The sequence below is a fragment of the Kitasatospora sp. NPDC034023 genome (assembly GCF_055575795.1).
Genome location: NZ_JBVIRY010000006.1, coordinates 292,650 through 313,902 on the forward strand (window position 1 = coordinate 292,650; position 21,253 = coordinate 313,902).

15 protein-coding genes are annotated in these 21,253 nt (G+C 74.8%); 12 read left to right on the forward strand and 3 right to left on the reverse strand.

What is annotated here, in order from left to right:
• Nucleotides 1-233 precede the first annotated feature (233 nt).
• Nucleotides 234-1,163 (reverse strand): TetR family transcriptional regulator, encoded by a 930-nt coding sequence (locus ACZ52R_RS12390; protein ID WP_360499607.1) that lies wholly within the window; start codon nt 1,161-1,163, stop codon nt 234-236.
• Nucleotides 1,164-1,339: 176 nt separating this feature from the next.
• The gene (locus tag ACZ52R_RS12395; protein ID WP_360499609.1) at nt 1,340-3,115 is read right to left on the reverse strand and encodes a 3-hydroxyacyl-CoA dehydrogenase family protein; all 1,776 of its coding nucleotides are present in this window, start codon (nt 3,113-3,115) and stop codon (nt 1,340-1,342) included.
• 541 nt (nt 3,116-3,656) lie between these two features.
• Between ACZ52R_RS12395 and ACZ52R_RS12400 the strand changes: the two genes are divergently transcribed.
• The 5 genes from ACZ52R_RS12400 to ACZ52R_RS12420 all read left to right on the forward strand — a co-directional run bounded on the left by ACZ52R_RS12400 (nt 3,657) and on the right by ACZ52R_RS12420 (nt 11,310).
• Complete coding sequence (locus tag ACZ52R_RS12400; RefSeq protein WP_465753432.1) at nt 3,657-6,368, forward strand: MXAN_6230/SCO0854 family RING domain-containing protein; 2,712 nt, start codon at nt 3,657-3,659, stop codon at nt 6,366-6,368.
• Between the two features lie 76 nt (nt 6,369-6,444).
• Nucleotides 6,445-7,908, forward strand: a complete 1,464-nt coding sequence (locus ACZ52R_RS12405) for a type I glutamate--ammonia ligase (protein ID WP_465621101.1) — start codon at nt 6,445-6,447, stop codon at nt 7,906-7,908.
• 3 nt (nt 7,909-7,911) lie between these two features.
• Complete coding sequence (locus tag ACZ52R_RS12410) at nt 7,912-9,030, forward strand: amidohydrolase family protein (RefSeq protein ID WP_465621103.1); 1,119 nt, start codon at nt 7,912-7,914, stop codon at nt 9,028-9,030.
• A 283-nt stretch (nt 9,031-9,313) separates the two neighbouring features.
• On the forward strand, nt 9,314-10,804 hold the full coding sequence (locus ACZ52R_RS12415; protein ID WP_360499617.1) for a S8 family peptidase: 1,491 nt from the start codon (nt 9,314-9,316) through the stop codon (nt 10,802-10,804).
• Nucleotides 10,805-10,962: 158 nt separating this feature from the next.
• Nucleotides 10,963-11,310, forward strand: coding sequence for a hypothetical protein (locus ACZ52R_RS12420; RefSeq protein ID WP_360499619.1), 348 nt, complete (start codon nt 10,963-10,965; stop codon nt 11,308-11,310).
• Between the two features lie 53 nt (nt 11,311-11,363).
• On the opposite strand, the gene ACZ52R_RS12425 is transcribed toward ACZ52R_RS12420, so the two are convergent.
• The gene (locus ACZ52R_RS12425; protein ID WP_465662654.1) at nt 11,364-12,263 is read right to left on the reverse strand and encodes a HipA family kinase; all 900 of its coding nucleotides are present in this window, start codon (nt 12,261-12,263) and stop codon (nt 11,364-11,366) included.
• A gap of 91 nt (nt 12,264-12,354) precedes the next feature.
• On the opposite strand from ACZ52R_RS12425, the gene ACZ52R_RS12430 reads away from it, so the two are divergent.
• The 7 genes from ACZ52R_RS12430 to ACZ52R_RS12460 all read left to right on the forward strand — a co-directional run bounded on the left by ACZ52R_RS12430 (nt 12,355) and on the right by ACZ52R_RS12460 (nt 21,229).
• Entirely contained in the window at nt 12,355-12,795 is a 441-nt protein-coding gene (locus ACZ52R_RS12430; RefSeq protein ID WP_465621108.1) for an SRPBCC family protein, read from the forward strand.
• A gap of 230 nt (nt 12,796-13,025) precedes the next feature.
• Nucleotides 13,026-14,180, forward strand: a complete 1,155-nt coding sequence (locus tag ACZ52R_RS12435) for a glycosyltransferase (protein WP_465621110.1) — start codon at nt 13,026-13,028, stop codon at nt 14,178-14,180.
• A gap of 394 nt (nt 14,181-14,574) precedes the next feature.
• Nucleotides 14,575-16,098: an exopolysaccharide biosynthesis polyprenyl glycosylphosphotransferase gene (locus ACZ52R_RS12440; RefSeq protein WP_465621112.1), complete on the forward strand. Its 1,524-nt coding sequence runs from the start codon at nt 14,575-14,577 to the stop codon at nt 16,096-16,098.
• Nucleotides 16,099-16,103: 5 nt separating this feature from the next.
• On the forward strand, nt 16,104-17,468 hold the full coding sequence (locus ACZ52R_RS12445) for an O-antigen ligase family protein (RefSeq protein WP_465753433.1): 1,365 nt from the start codon (nt 16,104-16,106) through the stop codon (nt 17,466-17,468).
• Nucleotides 17,465-19,237 (forward strand): lipid II flippase MurJ, encoded by a 1,773-nt coding sequence (locus tag ACZ52R_RS12450; RefSeq protein WP_465753434.1) that lies wholly within the window; start codon nt 17,465-17,467, stop codon nt 19,235-19,237. The genes ACZ52R_RS12445 and ACZ52R_RS12450 overlap by 4 nt, the downstream gene beginning before the upstream one ends.
• Nucleotides 19,227-20,117, forward strand: coding sequence for a polysaccharide deacetylase family protein (locus ACZ52R_RS12455; protein ID WP_465753435.1), 891 nt, complete (start codon nt 19,227-19,229; stop codon nt 20,115-20,117). The genes ACZ52R_RS12450 and ACZ52R_RS12455 overlap by 11 nt, the downstream gene beginning before the upstream one ends.
• A complete protein-coding gene (locus ACZ52R_RS12460; protein WP_465621120.1) occupies nt 20,114-21,229 on the forward strand; it encodes a glycosyltransferase in 1,116 nt (371 codons plus the stop codon). The genes ACZ52R_RS12455 and ACZ52R_RS12460 overlap by 4 nt, the downstream gene beginning before the upstream one ends.
• Nucleotides 21,230-21,253 lie beyond the last annotated feature (24 nt).

The window sequence follows — 21,253 nt, forward strand, 5'->3', positions numbered from 1 at the left end:
GTGGGAACACCGGACGACGGCGCGCCGAGGTGGGGAGCCGCGGCGCCGCGACTGGTGAGTAACAAGGTAGTGGCACCCTGTGCCACTCGTAAAGACACCGGGTGTCAGGAATTCCCGAGGCTCGGAACGGGCCGAAACGGCGCGTGACGCGCGTTGCGCGGGTAGCCGAAAGGCCCGCGCCGATTCGTCGGCGCGGGCCTTCGATGCTGCTCTGACCTGCGAAAATGCCGGGCTTACGACTCCCGGGCGCCGCTCAGTGCGGCCCGGATGCTGTCCACCACGACATCCAGCGGGGCATCCGTCCGGGCGACTGTGATGAGCACCTCACCCCCGGGGCTGGCACTCAGTACGCTCTCCGCCACGATGTCACCGGGTGCCCCACTGGCACCGGGTGCCACCAGGGATCCCCGGCGTCTGGCCCCCGGGGCACTGGCCGCCCAGAAGGTCCGCCGGATCACCTCGAAGGAGTGGTCCAGCTGCGCCTCCACGTCCCCCCGGCCGCCGGCCCGCAGCCAGCGCCGCAGCACGTGGTTGTGCGCCGCGACGACCGCCGCCGCCGACACCTCGGCCAGCATCGAGTCGTCCTCGCCGCCGCGCTGCCAGCCGGACGGGATGGACTCGCTGGTGTCGAACCGGCCCAGCAGGTACCGGGTGAACAGCCGCTCGTAGCGGGCCACCACGGCGATCTCCCGCTCGCGCAGCGCCGGGACCTGACGGATCAGCTGGTACCGCGCGACCGACACCCCCGGGGTGGAGGCGTACATCCGCAGCACCTCCTTGATGCCGCGGCAGACCACGTCCAGCGGGTGCTCCTCCGGCTCGGCGCTGGCGAGCAGGTCGGCCACCCGCACGAGGGTGTCGTCGTGGTCCGGGAAGATCGCCTCCTCCTTCGACCGGAAGTACCGGAAGAAGGTGCGCCGGGCCACCCCGGCGGCGGCCGCGATCTGGTCGACCGTGGTCTCCTCGTAACCCTGCGAGGCGAACAGCTCCATCGCGGCCGTGGCCAGGTCCTGACGCATCTGCTGACGCTGCGCCGCCGCCCGGCGGCTGCCCGGCCCGGCCTCCGGCCCGGTGCCCCCGGTCGAGGGGGCCGTCCGGTCGGCGCGGTCGGCACCGTGCGAACCGGCGGGGTGCTGCGGGGAGGCTGACTGAACCCGATCCATGTCCGGAACGCTACACGGCCCCGCGGGCGCGGCCGCGGGCCTTCCCCGGCGCACCGGGGCGACCGGGCCGGCCACGGCCGGCCGTGGCCAGCGCGCGGACACCGTCCCCGGGCTCCAGCCGGGCCGCGCGGCGGGCGCCGCCCCGTACGGGTCGCCGCCCCCCGGCTGCGGCGTGGTCACCGGCGCGCGTGGTCGCGGAAGCCGCGGCCGGTCTTGCGGCCCAGGCAGCCCGCCGCGACCAGGTGCTCCAGCAGCGGCGCGGCGGCCAGGCCGGGCTCGCGGAACTCCTGGTGCAGCACCTGCTCGATGGTCAGCGAGACGTCCAGGCCGACCACGTCCAGCAGCTCGAACGGGCCCATCGGGTAGCCGCAGCCGAGCTTCATCGCGGTGTCGATGTCGTCCACCGTCGCGTAGTGCTCCTGCAGCATCCGCACCGCGTCGTTCAGGTAGGGGAAGAGCAGCGCGTTGACGATGAAGCCGGCCCGGTCGCCGCACTCCACCGGGTGCTTGCGGACCTTGGCGGTCAGCTCCAGCACGGTCGCGGTGACGTCCGGCGCGGTCAGCACGGTGGAGACCACCTCGACCAGCTTCATGGCCGGCGCCGGGTTGAAGAAGTGCATGCCGATCACGTCCTGCGGCCGCGAGGTGGCGGTCGCGCAGCTGATCACCGGCAGCGAGGAGGTGGTGGTGGCGAGCACCGCACCCGGCTTGACGATCTTGTCCAGGGTGGCGAACAGCTCCCGCTTGACCTCCAGGTCCTCGGCCACCGCCTCGACCACCAGGTCGACGTCGGCCAGCTCGGCGTACCGGCCGACCGGGGTGACCAGCGCCAGCGCGGCGTCCCGCTGCTCGGCGGACATCCGGCCCTTGGCGACCGAGCGCTCCAGGGACTTGGCCAGCTGCGCCTTGGCCCGGTCGGCCTTCTCCTGGCTGCGGGCGGCCAGCAGCACCGGGTGTCCGGCCTTGGCGAACACCTCGGCGATGCCGGTGGCCATGGTGCCCGAGCCGCAGACACCGACGGTACGGACCTCGCGGCCCGGCACCTTCGGCAGCGCCGGCCCGGTGGCCGCGTCCACGGCCTTCGAGGAGCCCGGCGCCTCGTAGGTGTAGAAGCCGCGGCCGGTCTTGCGACCGAGCAGCCCGGCCGCGACCAGCTGGCCGAGGATCGGGGCGGGGGCGTGCAGGCGGTCCCGGGACTGCTCGTACATCGCCTCCAGGACGGTGCGCGCGGTGTCGACGCCGATCAGGTCGAGCAGCGCCAGTGGGCCCATCGGCAGGCCGCAGCCGAGCCGCATCGCGGCGTCGATGTCCTCCCGCGAGGCGTACTTGGACTCGTACATCGAGGCGGCCTGGTTCAGGTACGCGAACAGCAGGCCGTTCACCACGAAGCCGGCCCGGTCGCCGGCTGCCACCGGCTCCTTGCCGAGGTCCCGGGCGAAGGCGGCGGCGTCCTCGGCGGTCTGCGGGGAGGTCAGCACGGTGCGGACCACCTCGACCAGCTTCATGGTGTGCACCGGGTTGAAGAAGTGCAGGCCCAGCACTCGCTCCGGACGGGCGGTCGCGGCGGCGATCCGGGTCACCGAGAGCGCGGTGGTGCCGGTGGCCAGCACGGTGGCCGGCGGGCAGATCCGGTCCAGCTCGGCGAAGATCTCCCGCTTCAGCTCCAGCTGCTCGGGCACCTCCTCGATCACCAGGTCCGCTCCGGTGGCGGCCGCCAGCTCGTGTCCGACCGAGATCCGGGCCAGCAGCCCGGCGCGCTCCTCGGCGGTGAGCCGCTCCCGGTCGACCGCGTGCGCGGTCGCCTCCTCGATCCGGGCCAACGCCCGGGCGGCCGAGTCCTCGGTGGCCTCGATGCCGATCACCCGGCGGCCGCTCTTGGCGACCGCCACCGCGACGCCGGCACCCATCGTGCCGAGGCCGACGACGGCAACAGTGGGGAAGGGACGCTCCATCTGTCCTGAACTCCTAGTCATGAAGGGCCCGCGCGTGCTCCGGCGGGCACGCCGCCGCGCCCGGACACCGGGGGCGGCCGCCGCCGGAGGAGGGTTCACGCGCGGGGGCTTGGGGAGATGACGGGGTTCGGCCCACCAGGGCAGCGGCCGGTCCGCTCCGGCCGAACTGCGGGTGTTCCGTGGTACTCAGGCGCTCGAAGGTGAAGGAAGCGGCTCTGATGCGAGGAGAAACCCGGCCCGCCGCGGTTCGCGGCGCCGGCCGGTGAAAACGCACCGCGCGAGCGCCGCAGACACGGCGATCGCAGGCTCCCGCCGGTGCGGCTCCCGAAGCCCGGCGATGGTGCGTGCGGCCACTGTAGCGAAGCTACTCACCGGTAGGAAGGGGGCGTGCGCGGAAAACCGTTCGGGCGCGGGCCCGGCCTTCGCTAGGGTGATCGACGCGGGGGCGGCTCCGCGGCGTGCTTCCTTCTCCTCATCTTCCAATGAACCGAGTGCGCCCACTCTCCGCCCCCGCTTTGTCGTATCCACCGGGGGAAGAGCAGTGAAGAAGCAGAACACCGCCGCGGCCGGGACGGCCCTGGCCACCTACCTGCTGCGCCGCCACGGGATGTTCCCGGTCGAAGCCGGGGCCCCGCCCGAGGAACCGCAGCCGTGGACGGCCAAGGGCCTGGTCGCCCTCGAGGCCGACCTGGCGCAGAGCGGGTACGTACTGACCCGCGACCTGCGCACCGCCCTCGGCCGACTGCGCCCGGCGGACCTGGCCGCGACCGGAAACCGGCTGCTGGGGGAAATCGACGCCATGCTCGGCGCCGACCGCCGCCACGACCCGCTGTTCCGCCGCTTCCCCGACGGCGTGCCCTCGCACGCGCACGCCTCCTACTCCGCGATGATCCGGGGCTTCCTGCTCTGCCAGGCGAGCCAGATCTGCCTGCTGTGCGCGCGCGGCAGCGTCGAGGCCGGCGTCGGCGCCCTCGCCCCGTGCGCCCACCTGCTGTGCGGCGAGTGCTACGAGGAACTGGTCGAGCAGGGCCACGGCCGCAGCTGCCCGATCTGCGACGCCCCGCTGGAGCGGCCGCGCCACCTGAGGCCCGACACCAAGGGCGCCCGCGCCGTCGCCGACGGCCTCCCGCCCGGCAACCTCCTCAAGCCGCTGCGCCTCGCCGAGGCCGTCACGCTCACCGAACTCGCCGGCACCGCGCTGGCCGCCCTGCTCGCCCGGCAGACCCCGCTGAGCCCGCAGGACCGCGAGGACCTCACGCTGCTCCTCGACCACACCCCGGCCGACCCGGCCGCCTGGCTGCCCGCCGAGATCCCCGTCCGGGAGAGCCGCGCCACCGTGCTGGCCGCACTGCTGCGCCGCGACCCGGAGCGCGCCCGCCCGCTGCTCGCCGGCCACCTCACCACCGCCACCGACGTGCTGCGGCTGATCTGGGCGTGGTCCGGCGCCGAACCGGACCTGCTGCCGGGGACCGCCCGCACCCTGCGGCTGCGGGGCCTGCCCCGCCCGCTGCGGCGCGAACTGCTCGCCGTCCTGGACGCGTTCCCGGTCGGCACCCTCGCCGAGGACCTGCGCCGCCACCGTGAGCCCTGGCTGCGGGTCGGCGAACTGCTCCACCCGTACGAGCACCGCGCCCGCTTCCCGTACGCGGCGGCCGCCTTCGCCGTGCTCCGGCAGAGCGACCTCGACCTGCACGGCCTCGGCCCGCAACTGCGCGAGGCGCCCGCCCCGCTGCGGGTGCGCGAGACGCCGGGCGGGCACACCCGGCTGACCGTCGAGACCTTCGCCGCCGGGGTCGAGCACGCCCTCGAGCAGGGCGACCTGCCCGCCGCCGTCCGGCTGCTGACGCGCCGCCCGGGCGAGCTGGTGCGCCGGCTGCACCACCTGCTGCGGGTGCACGAGGCCTGGTTCCCCGGCCGGCCGCTGCCCGCCGAGCTCGCCGAGGCGCTGCCGGGAGCGCTGCGCGCGGTCGCGCCCGGCCCGCTGCTCGGCGCGTACGGGCGGCTGCGAGCCCCGCGCGCGCTCGGCGAGCGACGGCTGTACTTCCCGCGCGGCCGGGTCGCCTCGGCGAAGGCCCGCTCCGACTGGGGCACGCGCGTCCCGGCCGGGCTCAGCGCGCCGGTCTGCGCCCTGATCGAGGCCGAACTGCTGCGCCGGGCCGAGCGGTCGGCGGGGGAGGCGGGGCGCTACGAGGTGGCCGTGCTGGACGACGGCCTGGCCGACCTGGTGGTGCCCTTCGCCGAGCGCGCGAGCGCCAAGACCCTGGTCGCCGTGCCGCGCGGCAGCGTGCAGCGGCTCCCGGACGGGCAGCACCTGCGGCTGTTCGTGCACTGGATGCAGCGCCCGCACCAGCGGGTCGACCTCGACCTGTCGGTCGCCTTCTACGACGAGGAGTGGCAGTTCGTCGGGCTGTGCGACTACACCCGCCTGGTCCTCGGTGGGCGAGCCGCCGTCCACTCCGGGGACTACACCACCGCCCCGCCGCCGCACGGCGCCACCGAGTTCGTCGACCTCGACGTGCAGAGGCTGGGCAAGGCCCGTGCCCGGTACGCCGTGGTGGTGGTGTTCAGCTACAACGACATCCCGTTCGAGGACCTCACCGACGCCTTCGCCGGCTTCATGACCCTGACCCCGTCCGAGGCGGCCCGGCAGCGGAAGGGAAGCTTCCACCCGCAGAGCGTCCGCCAGCGGCTGGACCTCGCCGGGGACGCCAAGATCTGCGTGCCGATGATCGTCGACCTCCAGACCCGCGACTACACCTGGACCGACCTCAACCCCGGCTCCGGCAGCGGCTTCCACAACCTCGACCGGCACCACGACAGGATCGGCTCGCTGGCCGAGGACGTGCTGGCGCACTTCGCGCCCGGCGCCCGGGCCACCCTCTGGGACCTCGCCTGCGCGGCCGCCGCGGCCGGCAGCGACGAGGTGCTGGTCCGCGACCGGACGGGCTGCGGGCTGGACGTCTACCGCCGGGGCGCGGACGAGCCGGTCGCCGACTTCGCCGAGCGGCTGCGCGGACGCCACGTGAGCGACCGGCGCACCGAGGAGCGGCCGGACGACACCGCCCGGCTGATCGCCGAACGCCTGACCGACTCCAAGGCGTTCGTGGCGCTGGTGCACGCCGACGTGCAGGCCCCGGCCGGGGCGCACGGGACGTTCTACCGGCTCTACCCGGGCCGGACGGACGCCGCCCCGGACGCCCTGGAGCGGATCACCGCGGGGGAGCTGGTGGCCCGGTTCGCCCCGAACGGGTGAACGGATGGACGGCCTTCCGTTTGGACCACCCGATAGGGGAGTTACGGAAGCCCGACCGGCGGGGCAGCATGGGGACATGACCATCGGAACCGCCACCGCCGGCCCCACCGCGCCCGGTCCCGCCCAGCCGTCCGGGGCCGCTGGGCCGCTCGGCGCCGCCGGGGCGGCCGCCGTCGCGCTGCCCCCGCGCGCCGAGCGGGCCGAGCGCGCCGAGGCGGCCACCGACCGGCTGCGCACCGCCGCCGTGGAGGCGGTGGCCGTCACCTGGGTGGACAACGCGGGCATCACCCGGGTCAAGGCGGTGCCGCTCGGCGCCCTGACGCACGCCGCGCAGTGGGGCGTCGGCACCGCGCCGTGCTTCGACGTGTTCCTCGCCGACGACGCGATCACCACCAGCCCGATCATCGGCGGCCCCACCGGGGACCTCAGGCTCTACCCCGACCTGGAGCGGGTCGTCCCGCTGGCCGCCCAGCCCGGCTGGGCCTGGGCCCCGGGGGACAGGTACACCCAGGCCGGCGCCCCGCACCCCGGCTGCCAGCGACTGTTCGCCCGCCGGGCGGAGGCGGCGGCGGCCGCGCGCGGGCTGGGCATCAAGGCCGGCATCGAGGTCGAGTGGGTGGTCGCCCTCGCCGGCTCCCCACAGGAGGAGCCGCGGTACCCGACGCACGGCCCCGCGTACGGGATGCACCGGCTCACCGACCTCTCCGACTACCTGCGGGACGTCCTGCGCGCCCTCGGCGAGCAGGGGCTGAACGTGCTGCAGATCCACCCCGAGTACTCCCCGGGCCAGTTCGAGGTCTCGGTCGCCCCCGAGGGCCCGGTCGGCGCCGCGGACACCTCCGTCCTGGTCCGGCACACCATCCGCGCCGTCTCCGCCAGGCACGGCCTGCGGGTCTCCTTCGCGCCGGTGGTCGAGGCGGGCGCGGTCGGCAACGGCGGCCACCTGCACCTCAGCCTCTGGCGGGAGGAGCGCAACCTCGGCCACGGCGGCCCCGGGCCGCACGGACTGACCGCCGAGGCCGAGGGCTTCCTCGCCGGGGTGCTCGACGCGCTGCCCGAACTGCTGGTGCTGGGCTGCTCCAGCCCGGCCGGGTACCTGCGGCTGGTGCCCTCGCACTGGGCGGGCGCCTACCAGTGCTGGGGCCTGGAGAACCGCGAGGCCGCGCTGCGCCTGGTGACCGGCTCCACCGGGGAGCGGGCCGCCGCCGCCAACGCCGAGGTCAAGTGCTTCGACGCGAGCGCCAACCCGTACCTCGCGGTCGGCGCGGTGATCGCGACCGGCCTCGCCGGGCTGGACCAACGCCGGGCGCTCCCGCCGGAGTTCACCGGAGACCCGGCGGCCGCCGAGCCCGGCACGGTGCCCCGGCTGCCGGAGAGCCCGGCGGAGGCGCTGGCCGCGTACGAGCGCTCGGCGGTGCTGCGCGAGGCGCTCGGCGAGCCGCTGTACCAGGCGGTGCTGGCGGTGCGCCGCGCGGAGAGCGAGCAGTACGCCGCCGCCACACCCGAGGAGGTGGCCGCGGCCGCCCGCTGGCGGTACTGACCGGTGGCCCGGCCGGAGCCGCCCGCGCTGGTCGACCACCACTGCCACAGCGTGGTGGTGGCCGACCTCGCCGACGACGCCCTGGCCGGGCTGCTCACCGAGTCCGACCGCCCGCCCGCGCCCGGCTGCTCGCCCTTCGACAGCGCGCTCGGCCTCGCCGTGCGGCGCTGGTGCCCGCCCGCGCTCGGCCTGCCGGCGCACGCCCCGGCCGCCGACTACCTGGCCCGGCGGCGCGAGTTGGGCGCCGCCGAGGCGACCGGACGGCTGCTCGGCGCGGCCGGGCTGGACACCTGCCTGGTGGACACCGGGCTGACCGCCGCCGCGGGCCTGCCGCTGCTGCCGCTGGGCGAACTGGCCGAGGCCGCCGGGGCGTCGGTGCGTGAGGTGATCCGGCTGGAGTCGGTCGCCGAGTCCGTCACGGCCGGTGCCGAGGACTGGCCGCGGGCCGTCGCCGAGGCGTTGGCGGCCGCGGCCGACGGGGCCGTCGCCGTGAAGTCGGTGCTCGCCTACCGGCACGGCCTGGCCGCCCCGGCCGAACGCCCTGCCGGGCCGGCCGTGGTGGCCGCGGCCGGCGCCCGGCTGCGCGGCGGGCAGGACCGGCTGACCGACCCGGTCCTGCTGCACCACCTGCTCTGGACGGCCGTGGACGTCTGCGCCGAACTCGGCCTGCCGCTCCAACTCCACACCGGCTTCGGCGATCCGGACCTCACCCTGCACCGGGCCGACCCGTCCCTGCTGACGGACTTCGTGCGCGCCGCCGAGCCCAGCGGCGTCCCGCTGGTGCTGCTGCACTGCTACCCGTACCACCGCCAGGCCGCCTGGCTGGCCCAGGCCTTCCCGACGGTCTTCACCGACCTCGGGCTGACCGCCTCCTACACCGGCCCGCGGGTGGCGGCCGTGCTGGGCGAGATGCTGGAACTGGCGCCATTCGGCAAATTGCTGTTCTCCACCGACGCCTACGGGCTGCCCGAACTTTTCCTGGTGGGCACCTGCCAGTTCCGGCACGGACTGGGTGGGTTGCTGGATCGCTGGCAGGCCGATGGTGCGTGTTCCGCGGCCGACGCGCGACGGCTGGCGCGCCTGATCGCCGCCGACAACGCCCGTCGGCTGTACGGGTTGTAACGGCATCCTAGCTGCTCCGCAGCTGTGCCGCGGCGGCGCGATCCGGTCGGCCGCGAGCCTTCCGAAGCGTGGGGTCGCACGTCGGCGAACCATCACTTTTTAACAATCTTGAACCTGTTGCCCTTGTTGACCTGCGGACTTCCGGCCCCCGTTGTTGATCGAGATGTGACGATTAGATGACTGTCTCTTGCGCTTATCAGCGAATATTCATTAACGTCCCGGTCATTGCCAGTGCACCTGCCAACCGCAGCTGCCGCATGACGACTCGGGAGGGCCAACCCCAATGAGAGTTCCTCGGATCAGCCGGACCCGGTACGCGGCAGTGGGCCTCGTGCTCGCCACCGCCGGCGCCCTCGCGCTCCCGGCCGGCACCGCCGTCGCGGCTCCCTCGGCCGACTCGACGACCGGTCCGCTGCTCAGCTACGTCGTCAACACCAAGGCCAACCACGGTCAGGTGCAGAAGGTCGAGCAGGCCGTCAAGAGCCTCGGCGGCTCCGTTGTCTACTCGTACGAGCAGATCGGCGTCGTGATCGCCCGCTCGACCGACACCAAGTTCGCCGAGAAGCTGCGCCTGGCCAAGGGCGTCGACTCCGTCGGTGCCAGCCGCACCAAGGGCATCACCGCCGCCGACCAGGGCAAGGCCGAGGTCGCCGCCGAGCCCACCGGCACCGCCGCCGCCGGCCAGGAGCCGTACGAGGCCAACCAGTGGGACATGCGTCAGATCGGCGTCGACAAGGCGCACAAGATCTCGCTCGGCAGCCGCAACGTCACCGTCGGCGTGCTGGACTCCGGCATCGACGCCACGCACGAGGACCTGGCCGCCAACGTGGACGCGTCCCAGTCGGTCTCCTGCATCGACGGCGGCAAGCCGAACACCGACTGGAAGGCCTGGCAGCCGGGCCCCGACGGTGACCACGGCACCCACGTGGCCGGCACCATCGCCGCCGCCAAGAACGGCAAGGGCATCGTCGGCATCGCTCCGAACGTCAAGCTCGCCGCCGTGAAGGTCGTCGACGACGGCGGCTTCATCTACCCCGAGTACGCGATCTGCGGCTTCGTGTGGGCTGGTGAGCACCAGTTCAAGGTGACGAACAACAGCTACTACGTCGACCCGTGGATGTTCAACTGCCCCAACGACAAGGACCAGGCGGCCATCACCGCCGCCGTCCGCAAGGCCGTCGCGTTCTCGCAGCGCAAGGGCGTCCTGAACGTCGCCGCGGCGGGCAACGAGAACATCGACCTGGCCCACAAGACCACCGACGTCTCGAGCCCGGACGACACCACCCCCGGCACCCGCCCGGTCACCAACGACTGCCTGTCGCTGCCGACCGAGCTGCCGGGCGTCATCGCCGTCTCCTCCGTGGGCGTCAACGGTGACAAGGCCTACTACTCCAGCTACGGCAAGGGCGTCGTGACCGTCGCCGCGCCGGGTGGCGACAAGCGCTACCAGCTGCCGAACACCCCGGACAAGGACGGCCGCATCCTGTCCACCCTCCCCGGTGGCAAGTACGGCTACATGCAGGGCACCTCGATGGCCTCCCCGCACACCACCGGTGTGCTCGCCCTGCTCGCCAGCACCTTCCCGTGGGCCAGCCCGGACGAGCTGACCGAGATGCTGACCAGCCAGGCCGAGTCCCACCCGTGCCCGACCGGCGAGGTCAACCCGGGCGGCGCCGGCCAGTGGAAGGCCACCTGCGAGGGCGGCGCGGACGACAACGGCTTCTACGGCGCGGGCATCATCAACGCCGAGAAGGCGGTCCAGTGGTGGCGCTGAGGCGCTGACCGCGACCACACCTGATCGCTGAGCCGGGGAGCGGGGCCACGTGGGCCCCGCTCCCCGGTCGCGTTTGAGTACCCGTACTCAGGCCGCCGCCGCGCCCGCCGCCCAGGATGGAGCCGTACCCACCGGAGCCACCACAGGAGTTGAGCGGCATGGCGCAGAGCCTCACCGGCCGGCAGGCCCTTCCCGGCAAGCGGAACCGGCTCGCGCTGGCCCTGGGCGTGGGTCAACTGCTGCTCGCCGCCCCGATGCTCGCCACCCTCGCGACCGGCGGCCTGGTGGTCGCGGTGATGGGCCTGGCCGCCGGCGCTTCGGCGCCCGCGGTGCTGCTCCTCGCCCTGCTGCTCACCGCCGGCCCGCTGATCGGCCTGGGCGTGGCGTTCCTGATCGTCCGGCTGCAGGGGCTGCCCAGGGACGTCGCGTTCCCCGCGGTCAGCTTCGGCCTGCTGCTCGGCACCGCCGTCGAGTACTTCGGCTGGATCCGCCCCGCGCTCGGCTGACCCTGTGGCCGACCTTCGGTCGACCCTGCGGCTGACACTCGGCCGACTCCCGGTCAGCCCTCGTCGACGTGGTGCTCCCAGACCGTCTCCACCGACGGCTTGCCGTGCAGGTCCGGCACCTCCCGCAGCCAGGCCGGGCGCCCGGCCCGGGTCCGGGCCGCCCGCCGCCGTTCGGCCTCGCGCAGCTGCTCGGGCGTGGCGAAGCCCTCCGGCAGCCACTCCCCGGCGAGCACCACCCGGGCGGCCAGATGGGTGACGTACGCGTGCCGGACGGCGTCCGCCGAGTCGAAGCCGGGCTCGTCGGCCAGCCACTCGTCCGGGACCAGCGCCAGCACCTCCTCCAGCAGCGGCACGGTGACCAGCGGGCCGAGCTCCTCGTCGGCCAGCCGGACGTCCGGGGCCGAGCCGCCGAGCGCGTGCGCGCTGAGGTCGTAGCGCTTGCCGACCGAGGCCTCGGCGCCCGCCCAGCGGTGGTGGAAGATCAGCGCGGCGCCGTTGTCGATCAGCCAGAGCCGCCCGTGCCAGACCACCAGGTTGGGGTTGTGCACGGTGCGGTCGACGTTGCCGGTGAGCGCGTCCAGCCAGACCACCCGGCCGGCCTCGACGGAGTCCACCGTGATCATCCCCGGCCGGAAGTCCCGCGCCCCGGGCAGCAGGTCCATCCCGAGGTTGAGGCCCGCGCTGGCCTTGAGCATGTCCTGGATCTCGGTGTCCGGCTCGTCGGCGGCGACGGCCGGGTCGAAGTCCACCAGCCGCAGCTCCGGCACCCGCAGGCCCAGCCGCCGGGCCAGCTCGCCGACGATCACCTCGGCGATCAGCGCCTTGCGGCCCTGCGCGGCCCCGGTGAACTTGACCACGTACGTTCCCAGGTCGTCGGTCTCCACCACGCCGGGAACGGAGCCGCCGGCCCGCAGCGGGTCGACGTAGCGCACTGCAGTCACCAGATCGAGCACACCGGTCACCCTATCCCGAGGCGTCACGGGCGTGACCCTGTGATTGGCTTGCCGGTGAGAGCGCTACCCCCCACACGAGGAGAGCAAGGTCATGGGACAGGTGCAGGCCACCACCGAGCGGGACTACGATGCCGCCCCCGAGCGGGTGTACGAGGCGCTGGCCGACTACCAGGTGACCCGCCCGAAGCTGCTGCCCGCGCAGTACAGCGAGTACGAGGTCCGGGTCGGCGGCACCGGCGCCGGCACCCAGGTGCACTGGAGGCTGCAGGCCACCGAGAAGCGCGTGCGCGACTGCCTCTTCACCGTCTCGGCGCCGACGCCGGACCAGCTGGTGGAGAAGGACGCCAACTCCAGCATGGTGATCACCTGGACCGTCTCCGCCGCCGGCGAGGGCCGCTCCAAGGTCACCGTGACCGCCACCTGGCAGGGCGCGACCGGCATCGGCGGATTCTTCGAGCGCACCTTCGCCCCGAAGGGCCTGAACCGCATCCACGACCAGGTGCTGGCCAACCTGGCCGCCGAGGTCCGCTGAGCTCCACCGAGGTCCGCTGAGCTCCACCGAGGTCCGCCGCCGACGCGGCCCGGTATGCTGACCGGCGCGATTCGAGCGGGTTGATCCTTCAACGCGCTTGAATCGCGCGGGAATTCGAGCGGCTCGGCCACCCGTGCGAGCCGAAAGCCGTACGGGTGGCCGAACCGCCACCTCCGGGTGACGAGGGCCGCCCGGCACGGGCGAGCCATCCTAGGCTCGCCGCCGTGCATATGACGATCCTTCACATTTCGCAACCGGTGGACGGCGGGGTCGCCCGCGTCGTCGCCGACCTGGTCCGGGGGCAGCGCGAGGCCGGCCACCGGGTGCTGGTCGCCTGTCCGCGCGGTGGACGGCTGGCCGAGGAGGCCGCCGCGGTGGGCGCGCTGGTCCAGGACTGGTCCGCCGGGCGCTCGCCGGGCCCGGGTGCCGCCGCCGAGGCCTGGCGGCTGCGCCGGATCGTCCGGGCGGCCGCGCCCGACGTGGTCCACCTGCACAGCGCCAAGGCCGGGCTGGCCGGCCGGCTGGCGGTGCGCGGCGCCGTCCCGACCGTCTTCCAGCCGCACGCCTGGTCCTTCGCCGCCGTGGACGGCGCGCTGGCCGCCGCGACCCTGCGCTGGGAGCGCTTCGCCACCCGGTGGGCGCACCGGCTGCTCTGCGTCAGCGTCCAGGAGCGGGCCGACGGCGTGGCGGCCGGGGTGCACGCCGACTGGGCGGTGGTGCCCAACGGGGTGGACGTCCGGCACTACGCGCCCGCCGACCGCCGGGCCGCCCGGATCGCGCTCGGCCTGGACCTGGACGCCCCGCTCGCGGTCTGTGTCGGGCGGCTGTGTCGGCAGAAGGGCCAGGACGTGCTGCTGGCGGCCTGGCCGGAGGTGTTGCGCCGGGTGCCGCAGGCCCGTCTGGCGCTGGTCGGCGGCGGGCCGGAGGAGCAGCGGGTGGCGGAGCTGGTCCGGGATAGCGTCGAGCCGGCCCGGGTCCGGCTGGTCGGGGACGTGGCGGACCCGCGTCCGTGGCTGGCGGCGGCCGATCTGGTGGTGCTGCCCTCGCGCTGGGAGGGGATGGCGCTGGCCCCGCTGGAGGCGATGGCGGCGGCCCGTCCGGTGCTGCTGACCGATGTGCCGGGGGCGAGGGAGTGCCTGCCGCCGGCGGAGCGGGAGCACGCGGTGGTCCCGCCGGAGGACGCGTCGGCCCTCGCCACCCGAATGGCGGAGGCGCTGTCCGATCCGATCGAATGCGAGCGACGCGGCGCGCGGCTGCGCGACCACGTGGTGGTGCGGCACGACGTGCGCACCGTGGTCGAACAGGTGGACGTCCTCTACCGCCATCTGCTGGGCGCCGGACCGTCGGCGCGGCGGCGCCGGGCCCGTGTCCCAGAGCGGATCTGATCGTTTCACATGCCGTGAATGCCCGCCGTTCCGGCGCTGTCGTATTCGCACCCTCAACCGGATATGGGACGAGGCGTCAAATCTGAAATACCTATCAATGGGCGGCTGGAATGAAGCGGCAAGTCAACTTACGGCCCGTAGACCCTGGTTCGGTATTGTCGGATTTTGCCTGCTTCGTTCAGATTTCATACCGGGAATTCACGGCTGAGCCCCTCGCGACCGAGTCCAGTGCGACCGGCCCCATTGCGATCGGCCCCGCCGCGGGAGATCCGAAAGCCGCCAGTGGCAGCAGGTGCTGTCAGGACCGCGCCCACCGGGCCGGGATGGCCGCCCCGGGCCAACCGGTGTCGGGGCACCGTCACCCCGGGCACACAGCAGGGGAGATCGTGCGCTGATGACCATTGACCACGACAGTGTGCCGCGATCGGGCCTGCCCCTGGCCGGCCCACGCCGGCCGGGCACCGGGCTCCTCGACCGCCCGGCGGGATCGGCACACAGTCGGACGGTCCCGGCGCAGCGCCGGCACCGTGGGGCGGTCCGCAACCGGCTGGCCCTGCCGCTCGCCCTGGTCCAGGCCGACACCATCGCGCTGTTCTCCGCCACCGGCATCGCCAACCGGGCCGTCGACCCGTCCGCCCCGCTCGACCCCCTGCTCGGCGTCCCCGCGGTCCTGCCCCTGCTGCTCCTGCTCAACCTGGCCGGCGGCCTCTACCGGGCCCGGCTCACCCTGTCCGTCCTGGACGAACTGCCCGTCCTGGCCGCCCGGGCGGTGGTCGCCGCCGCCTTCGCCGTCACCCTGTCCGGCTGCCTGAGCGGCCACTGGCCCGACTACGGCCCGGCCGACCCGGCCCGCCTCACCGTCCTGCTCGGCGCCCAGCTGCTGGTCGCGACCGTCGGCCGCGCCGTCCTCTACCGCCTGGTCCGGCGGATCCGCCGCAGCCGCCCCAGCCCCGCCCTGGTGCTCGGCGCCGGCGGGCTCGGCCGCCGGATCGCCGCCGCCCTCGGCGAGCACGGCGAGTACGGGATGCGCCCGGTCGGCTTCCTGGACGCCGACCCGCCGCTGCTCGCCGGCGACACCGACCTGCCCGTCCTCGGCGGCCGCGAAGTGCTGGAGCGCGAGGTGCGCCGGCACCGGATCCAGCACGTGATCGCCACCGCCGGCGCCGGTGACGAGGCCGAGACCGCCGCCGCCCTGCGGGAGGCCACCCGGCTCGGCTGCCAGGTCTGGCTGGTGCCCGCGCTGCGCGAGTTCGGCTCGCTGCCCACCGCCCCGATCGCCGGCAGCGACCACCTGTGGGGCTTCCCCTGCCTGCGGGTCGGCCGCCCGGCGATGCGCCGCCCCGGCTGGGCCGGCAAGCGCGCCCTGGACATCACCGCCGCCGCGTTCGGCCTGCTGCTGCTCGCCCCCGTCCTGGCGCTCTGCGCCCTCGCCGTCCGCTTCGACACCGGCCCCGGCGTGCTCTTCCGCCAGCAGCGCACCGGGCTGGACGGCCGGGTCTTCACCGTCCTCAAGTTCCGCACCCTGCGCCCGAGCAACGAGCACGAGTCGGCGACCCGCTGGAACATCTCGCAGGACCACCGGATGGGCGCCGTCGGCCGACTGCTGCGCAAGAGCTCGCTGGACGAGCTGCCGCAGCTGTGGAACGTCCTGCGCGGCGACATGAGCCTGGTCGGCCCGCGCCCCGAACGCCCGTACTTCGTCATGCGGTTCGGCCAGGCCTACCCCGAGTACGCCGACCGCCACCGCGTCCCGGTCGGCCTCACCGGCCTGGCCCAGGTCAACGGCCTGCGTGGAGACACCTCCATCGAGGACCGGGCCCGGTTCGACAACCGCTACATCGAGAGCTGGAGCCTCTGGCAGGACGTCAAGATCCTGTGCCGCACCGCGGCCCTGATGCTCCACCCGGACGGGAGCTGACCCGCGTGGCCCTGACCCTTCCCGCCGTCCCGCGCCCCGCCTTACGGAGGGCGCTGCCCGCGCTCGCGGACCGGCCCAGCCTGCTCGCCGCGGCCACCGTCCTGCTGGTCTGCGTGCCGACCGGCGAGAAGGACGTCACCGCCGCCGTCCACGTCACCGCCGCCGACCTCGCCTCGCTGGCGCTGGTCGCCCTCACCGCGCTGAACCTGCTGCGCGGGCGGCTGCCCGCCGTCGGCCGGACCACCTGCGCGCTGTTCGGCGGGATCGTGGTCGCCGCCGCCGTCGCCACCGTCGGCTCGATCGACCCGGCCACCAGCGTCACCGGCTTCGTCCGGCTGGTCCAGGTCTTCGTGCTGGTGCCCGCCGCGGTGCTCTGCTCGCTGCGCGACCGCACCGACCAGCGCCTGGTCCTCGGCTCCTTCGTGCTCGCCGGGCTGATCCAGGGCATGGTCGGCGCGAAGCAGTACCTCACCCACACCGGCGCCTCCTACACCGGCGAGCCGATCCGGGCCGTCGGCACCTTCGGCGCGCTGGACGTCATGGCGATGTCCACGGTGGTCAGCTTCGGCCTGCTCGCCGCCCTGGCCCTGGCGCTCGGGGCCCGCGAGCCGAAGGTCGCGCTCGAGCGACCGGAAGCGAGTGGGGAAGGCGCCACACGGGGGCCTCGTGGCGACGCCCGGCTGCGGCGGTCGATGTTCGCCGCCGCCGCCTTCCTCACCTTCCCGCTCGCCGTCTCGTTCAGCCGCGGCAGCTGGATCGCCACCGGCGTCGCCGCCACCGTGCTGCTGCTGCGCGCCGACGCCCGGCTGGCCGTCCGCAGCGCCGTCCTCGGTCTGGCCGCCGCGGTCGTCCTGGTCGGCGGCCTCGGCCTCGGCGGTTCCGGCGTCACCAAGCGGGTCAGCTCGATCGGCTCCGTCTCCGCCGCCCCCGACCAGTCCGTCTCCGACCGCTACGACCTGTGGGCCACCGCCGGGCGGATCTGGCAGGACCACCCCGTCCACGGCGCCGGGCCCAAGGCCTTCCAGCAGCTGCGCGACAGCCACGCCCCGCTGCGGCTGTCCTCCGGCAGCGACGCCGCCGACCCCACCATCGGCTTCCAGCGCGAGCCGCTGCTCTCCCCGCACAACATGTACTTCCTGGTCCTCAGCGAGCAGGGCCTGATCGGCATCACCGCCTACGCGGCGCTCTTCCTCGCCCTCCTGCTCGGCTGCCTGCGCCGCTCCCGGGGCTTCGGCCTCGCGGCGCTCGCCCTGCTGACCTGGGTGCTGGTCGACTACCTGTACGCCGACATCGGCGGCACCACCACCGTGCTGACCTCCGTCGTCCTCGGCCTCGCCGCCCGCGCCGCCGCCGGGGAGGCGGACCTGTGACCACCGACCGGCCGGCCGCCCTGGCCTCCGCCCTGCCGGCCCCGCGCAGCGCGCCCGCCGAGCAGCCTGCCCCCGCACCCGACCCGGTGCCCCGGCGCGGCTTCCTCGCCAAGGCCTTCGGCATCACCGCCGTGCTCAGCGCCGCCGGCTCCGGCCTCGGCCTGCTGCGCGACCTCCTGCTGGCCCGCTACTTCGGCGCCAACCAGGGCACCGACGCCTTCCTGGTCGCCTGGACCGTCCCCGAGACGGCCGCGCCGCTGCTGATCGAGGACGCCATGTCCTTCCTCATGGTGCCCGCCTTCGCGCTCGCCCTGGTGCTGCGCGAGGAGGACCCGGACGCCCCCGACCCGGTCCGCCAACTGGCCCGCGCCACCCTGCCCTGGCTGCTGCTCGCGCTCAGCTGCCTCGCCCTGGCCGCCGCCCTCGGTGCCCCGCAGCTGGTCGAGCTGCTCGCCCCCGGCCTGCCCGACCCCGGCCTGGCCGTCACCTGCACCCGGATCACCGCGATCACCGTGCTGCCCTTCGGCGTGGCCGGCTACCTGGCCGCCGCGCTGCGCGCGCACCACCGCTTCACCGCCCCGGCCGGCATCTACGTCGTCTACAACCTCGGCATCCTGGCCGTCCTGCTCGGCTTCCACGCCTCCCTCGGGGTGCGCTCCGCCGCCCTCGGCGTCGCGGCCGGCAGCCTGCTGATGGCCGGCCTGCTGGTCGGCCCGTTCCTGCGCGGGCTGCGCCAGGGCCACCCCGGCAGCAGCACCGGCACCGGTACAGGCGGCGGCAGCGGCGCCGGCCGCGCCCGCCGTTCGCGCAAGGCGCTGGTGCTGATGCCGCTCGCGCTGCTGCCGGTGGGCGCCTTCACCCTGACCCGCCAGTCGCAGGTCTTCGTCGAGCGCTACCTCGGCTCGGCGCTGCCGCCCGGCACCATCTCGCACCTCAACTACGCCGCCAAGGTCTCCCAACTCGCGATGACGGCGGGCATCCTGATCTGCACCGTCACCTTCCCGCTGGTCGCCCGGGCGCTCGCCGCCGGAGACCTCGCCGGCGCCCGCGACCGGGTGGAGAAGGACCTCGGCCAGGCGGCGGCCGTCGTCCTGCTCGGCACCGCCTTCCTGATGGCCTGCGCCCCCTCCGTCGTCGCGCTGCTGTTCGAGCGCGGCGCCTTCGGCCCCCGCGACACCGCCGCCACCGCCGACGTCATCCGGGTGTACAGCTTCGGCCTGCCCGCCCAGGCGCTGATCGGCGTGATGATCCGGCCGTACTTCTCGCTGCGCCCGGTGGTCCGCCGGGCCGACGACCCCGGCACCGAGGACGGCCGCCGCCGGCTGCTGGACTGGTTCCCGGCCGCCGCGATGGTGCTCGGCCTCGGCGTCACCGTCGCCACCGGCCTGCTCGCCACGCCCACCTTCGGCGCCCTGGGACTCGCCGCCGGCAACGCGGCCGGCATCACCACCACCGCCGCGCTGCTGCTGCGCGGCCTGGTGCTGCGCGGCATCCCGCTACGGCTGCGCCGGGTCCTCGGCGGCCACGGCCGGCTGGTGGCCGCCGCCGCCGGGGCCACCGTGCTCGGCACCGTCGCCGCCGGACTGGCCGCCGACCCCCTGCTCTCGACCCTCCTCGGGGGCCTCACCGTGGCGCTGGCCTTCGCCGCCCTGGGCGCCGGTCTCGGTGCCCACGAGGTGCGCGGTCCGGTCCTCGCCGCCGCCCGGGCCCTGAACCCGCACACCGTCGCCACCGTCGCCGAAGAAGGGAAGCGTCCCCATGGACAATGAACGGGGCACCGTTCGTTCGGCCCAGGCGGGCGTCAGCAACGCCTCGCCGCACCGGGCGCGACTGCCCAGGAGCCGTCACCCGGTCGGTGAACCGCCGATTCCCGGCCCCGCCTCACCGTGGATCCTGATGTACCACTCGGTGGCGGTCGAGAAGGAGGACCCCTACCGGCTTACCGTCAGCCCCGAGCGGTTCGCCGAGCAGATCGCCTGGCTGCACCGGCGCGGCCGGCGGGGTGTCTCGGTCCGCGAGCTGATGCGGGCCCGCGCCCTCGGCCGGGACGACAAGCTGGTCGGCCTCACCTTCGACGACGGCTACGCGGACTTCGCCCGGTACGCCGTACCGATCCTCCAGGCCTACGGCTTCACCGCCACCGCGTACGTGGTCGCCGACCTGCTCGGCCGCGACAACAACTGGGACACCGAGGGCCCGCGCAAGAAGCTGCTCACCGTCCCGGAGGTCACCGAACTCGCGGCCGCCGGCTGGGAGATCGGCTCGCACGGCCTCGGCCACCAGGCGCTGCCCGGCCTGTCGGCCGAGGCCCTCGCGGTGCAGGCCCGGGAGAGCCGGCGCCTGCTGGAGGAGGTCGTCGGCGGCCCGGTCACCGGCTTCTGCTACCCGTACGGCGCCGTCGACCTGCCCGCCACCCTGGCCATCCGCGACGCCGGGTACGACTACGCCTGCGCCATCGCGCACTCCCCGCTCACCGGCCGATTCGCCCTGCCCCGCTGCTACGTCGGCGACCGCGACGGCGCCTGGCGGCTGCGCGCCAAGAAGGGCCGGCACCGACTGCGCGACGCCCTCACCGAGCTGCGCCGCGCGCGCAGGGCGCGCCCCGAGCGCCCCGGAGGCGAGCGGGCGGTCACGGAGCGTCGGCCGTGAGGGTGCTGCACATCGTCACCGGGCTCGCCTCCGGCGGAGCGGAGCGCCAACTCCACCTGCTGCTCCGGCACTTGCCCGCGCACCAACAGTGCGAGGTGCTCGCCCTGACCAACCCGGGCGCGGTCGCGGCCGCCCTGCGCGCCGACGGCGTGACCGTCCACCACCTCGGCATGCGCGGCAACCGGGACCTCGGCGCGCTGCCCCGGCTGGTCCGGCTGGTCCGGGCCGGCCGCTACGACCTGGTGCACACCCACCTCTACCGGGCACAGCTGTACGGCCGGCTGGCCGCGCGGCTGGCCGGGGTGCGCGCGGTGGTCTCCACCGAGCACTCGCTGCACGCCGGGGTGATCGAGGGCCGCCCGGTCACCCGGGGCGTCAAGGGCCTCTACCTGGCGGCCGAGCGGCTCGGCTGCACCACCGTCGCGGTCTCCCGGCAGGTCGCCCAGACGCTGCGCTCCTGGGGCGTGCCGCCGGCCCGGATCGAGCTGATCCCCAACGGCATCGACACCGGCCGCTACCGCCTTCCACCCGTCGACCGGGCCGTCACCCGCCGTCGGCTGCGGGCCGAACTCGGCCTGCCGGAGGGGAGTTGGGTGATCGGCGGGGTGGGCCGGCTGGTCCCCGGCAAGCGCTTCGAGGTCCTGGTCGAGGCACTCGCCGAACTCGACCCGGCGACCCGGCTGGTGCTGGTCGGCGAGGGTCCGGAGCGCGCCGCGCTGGAGCGCCGGGCCGCCGCACTCGGCGTCCGGGAGCGGCTGGTGCTCACCGGCGAGCGCGACGACGTGCCCGAGCTGCTGGCCGCCCTGGACGTGCTGGCCGCGCCCTCCACCGCGGAGACCTTCGGCCTCGGCGTCCTGGAGGGCCTCGCGGCCGGGCTGCCGGTGCGGCACAGCGCCTGCCCGGCGCTCGACGAACTGCCGCCCAGCGCCGCCCCGCAGGCTCGCCGGATCCCGTCCGAGCCCGCCGCCTACGCCGGTGCCCTGCGCGACCTGCGGCACCTGAGCGAGCACACCGCCGACCCGCTGCCGTACCCGCCGGCCGTCGGCCACTACGACATCGCCCGGGTCGCCGCCGACCTGGGCGCCCTCTACGACCGGCTGGCCCGCGCTTGACCGCCCGCCACCGCCGGAACCGCC

Coding starts and splice junctions, on each gene's coding strand:
- ACZ52R_RS12415 (WP_360499617.1), top strand. CDS start 9,314: ATGAGAGTTCCTCGGATCAGCCGGACCCGGTACGCGGCAGTGGGCCTC.
- ACZ52R_RS12390 (WP_360499607.1), bottom strand. CDS start 1,163: ATGGATCGGGTTCAGTCAGCCTCCCCGCAGCACCCCGCCGGTTCGCAC.
- ACZ52R_RS12420 (WP_360499619.1), top strand. CDS start 10,963: ATGGCGCAGAGCCTCACCGGCCGGCAGGCCCTTCCCGGCAAGCGGAAC.
- ACZ52R_RS12395 (WP_360499609.1), bottom strand. CDS start 3,115: ATGGAGCGTCCCTTCCCCACTGTTGCCGTCGTCGGCCTCGGCACGATG.
- ACZ52R_RS12435 (WP_465621110.1), top strand. CDS start 13,026: ATGACGATCCTTCACATTTCGCAACCGGTGGACGGCGGGGTCGCCCGC.
- ACZ52R_RS12430 (WP_465621108.1), top strand. CDS start 12,355: ATGGGACAGGTGCAGGCCACCACCGAGCGGGACTACGATGCCGCCCCC.
- ACZ52R_RS12440 (WP_465621112.1), top strand. CDS start 14,575: ATGACCATTGACCACGACAGTGTGCCGCGATCGGGCCTGCCCCTGGCC.
- ACZ52R_RS12405 (WP_465621101.1), top strand. CDS start 6,445: ATGACCATCGGAACCGCCACCGCCGGCCCCACCGCGCCCGGTCCCGCC.
- ACZ52R_RS12455 (WP_465753435.1), top strand. CDS start 19,227: ATGGACAATGAACGGGGCACCGTTCGTTCGGCCCAGGCGGGCGTCAGC.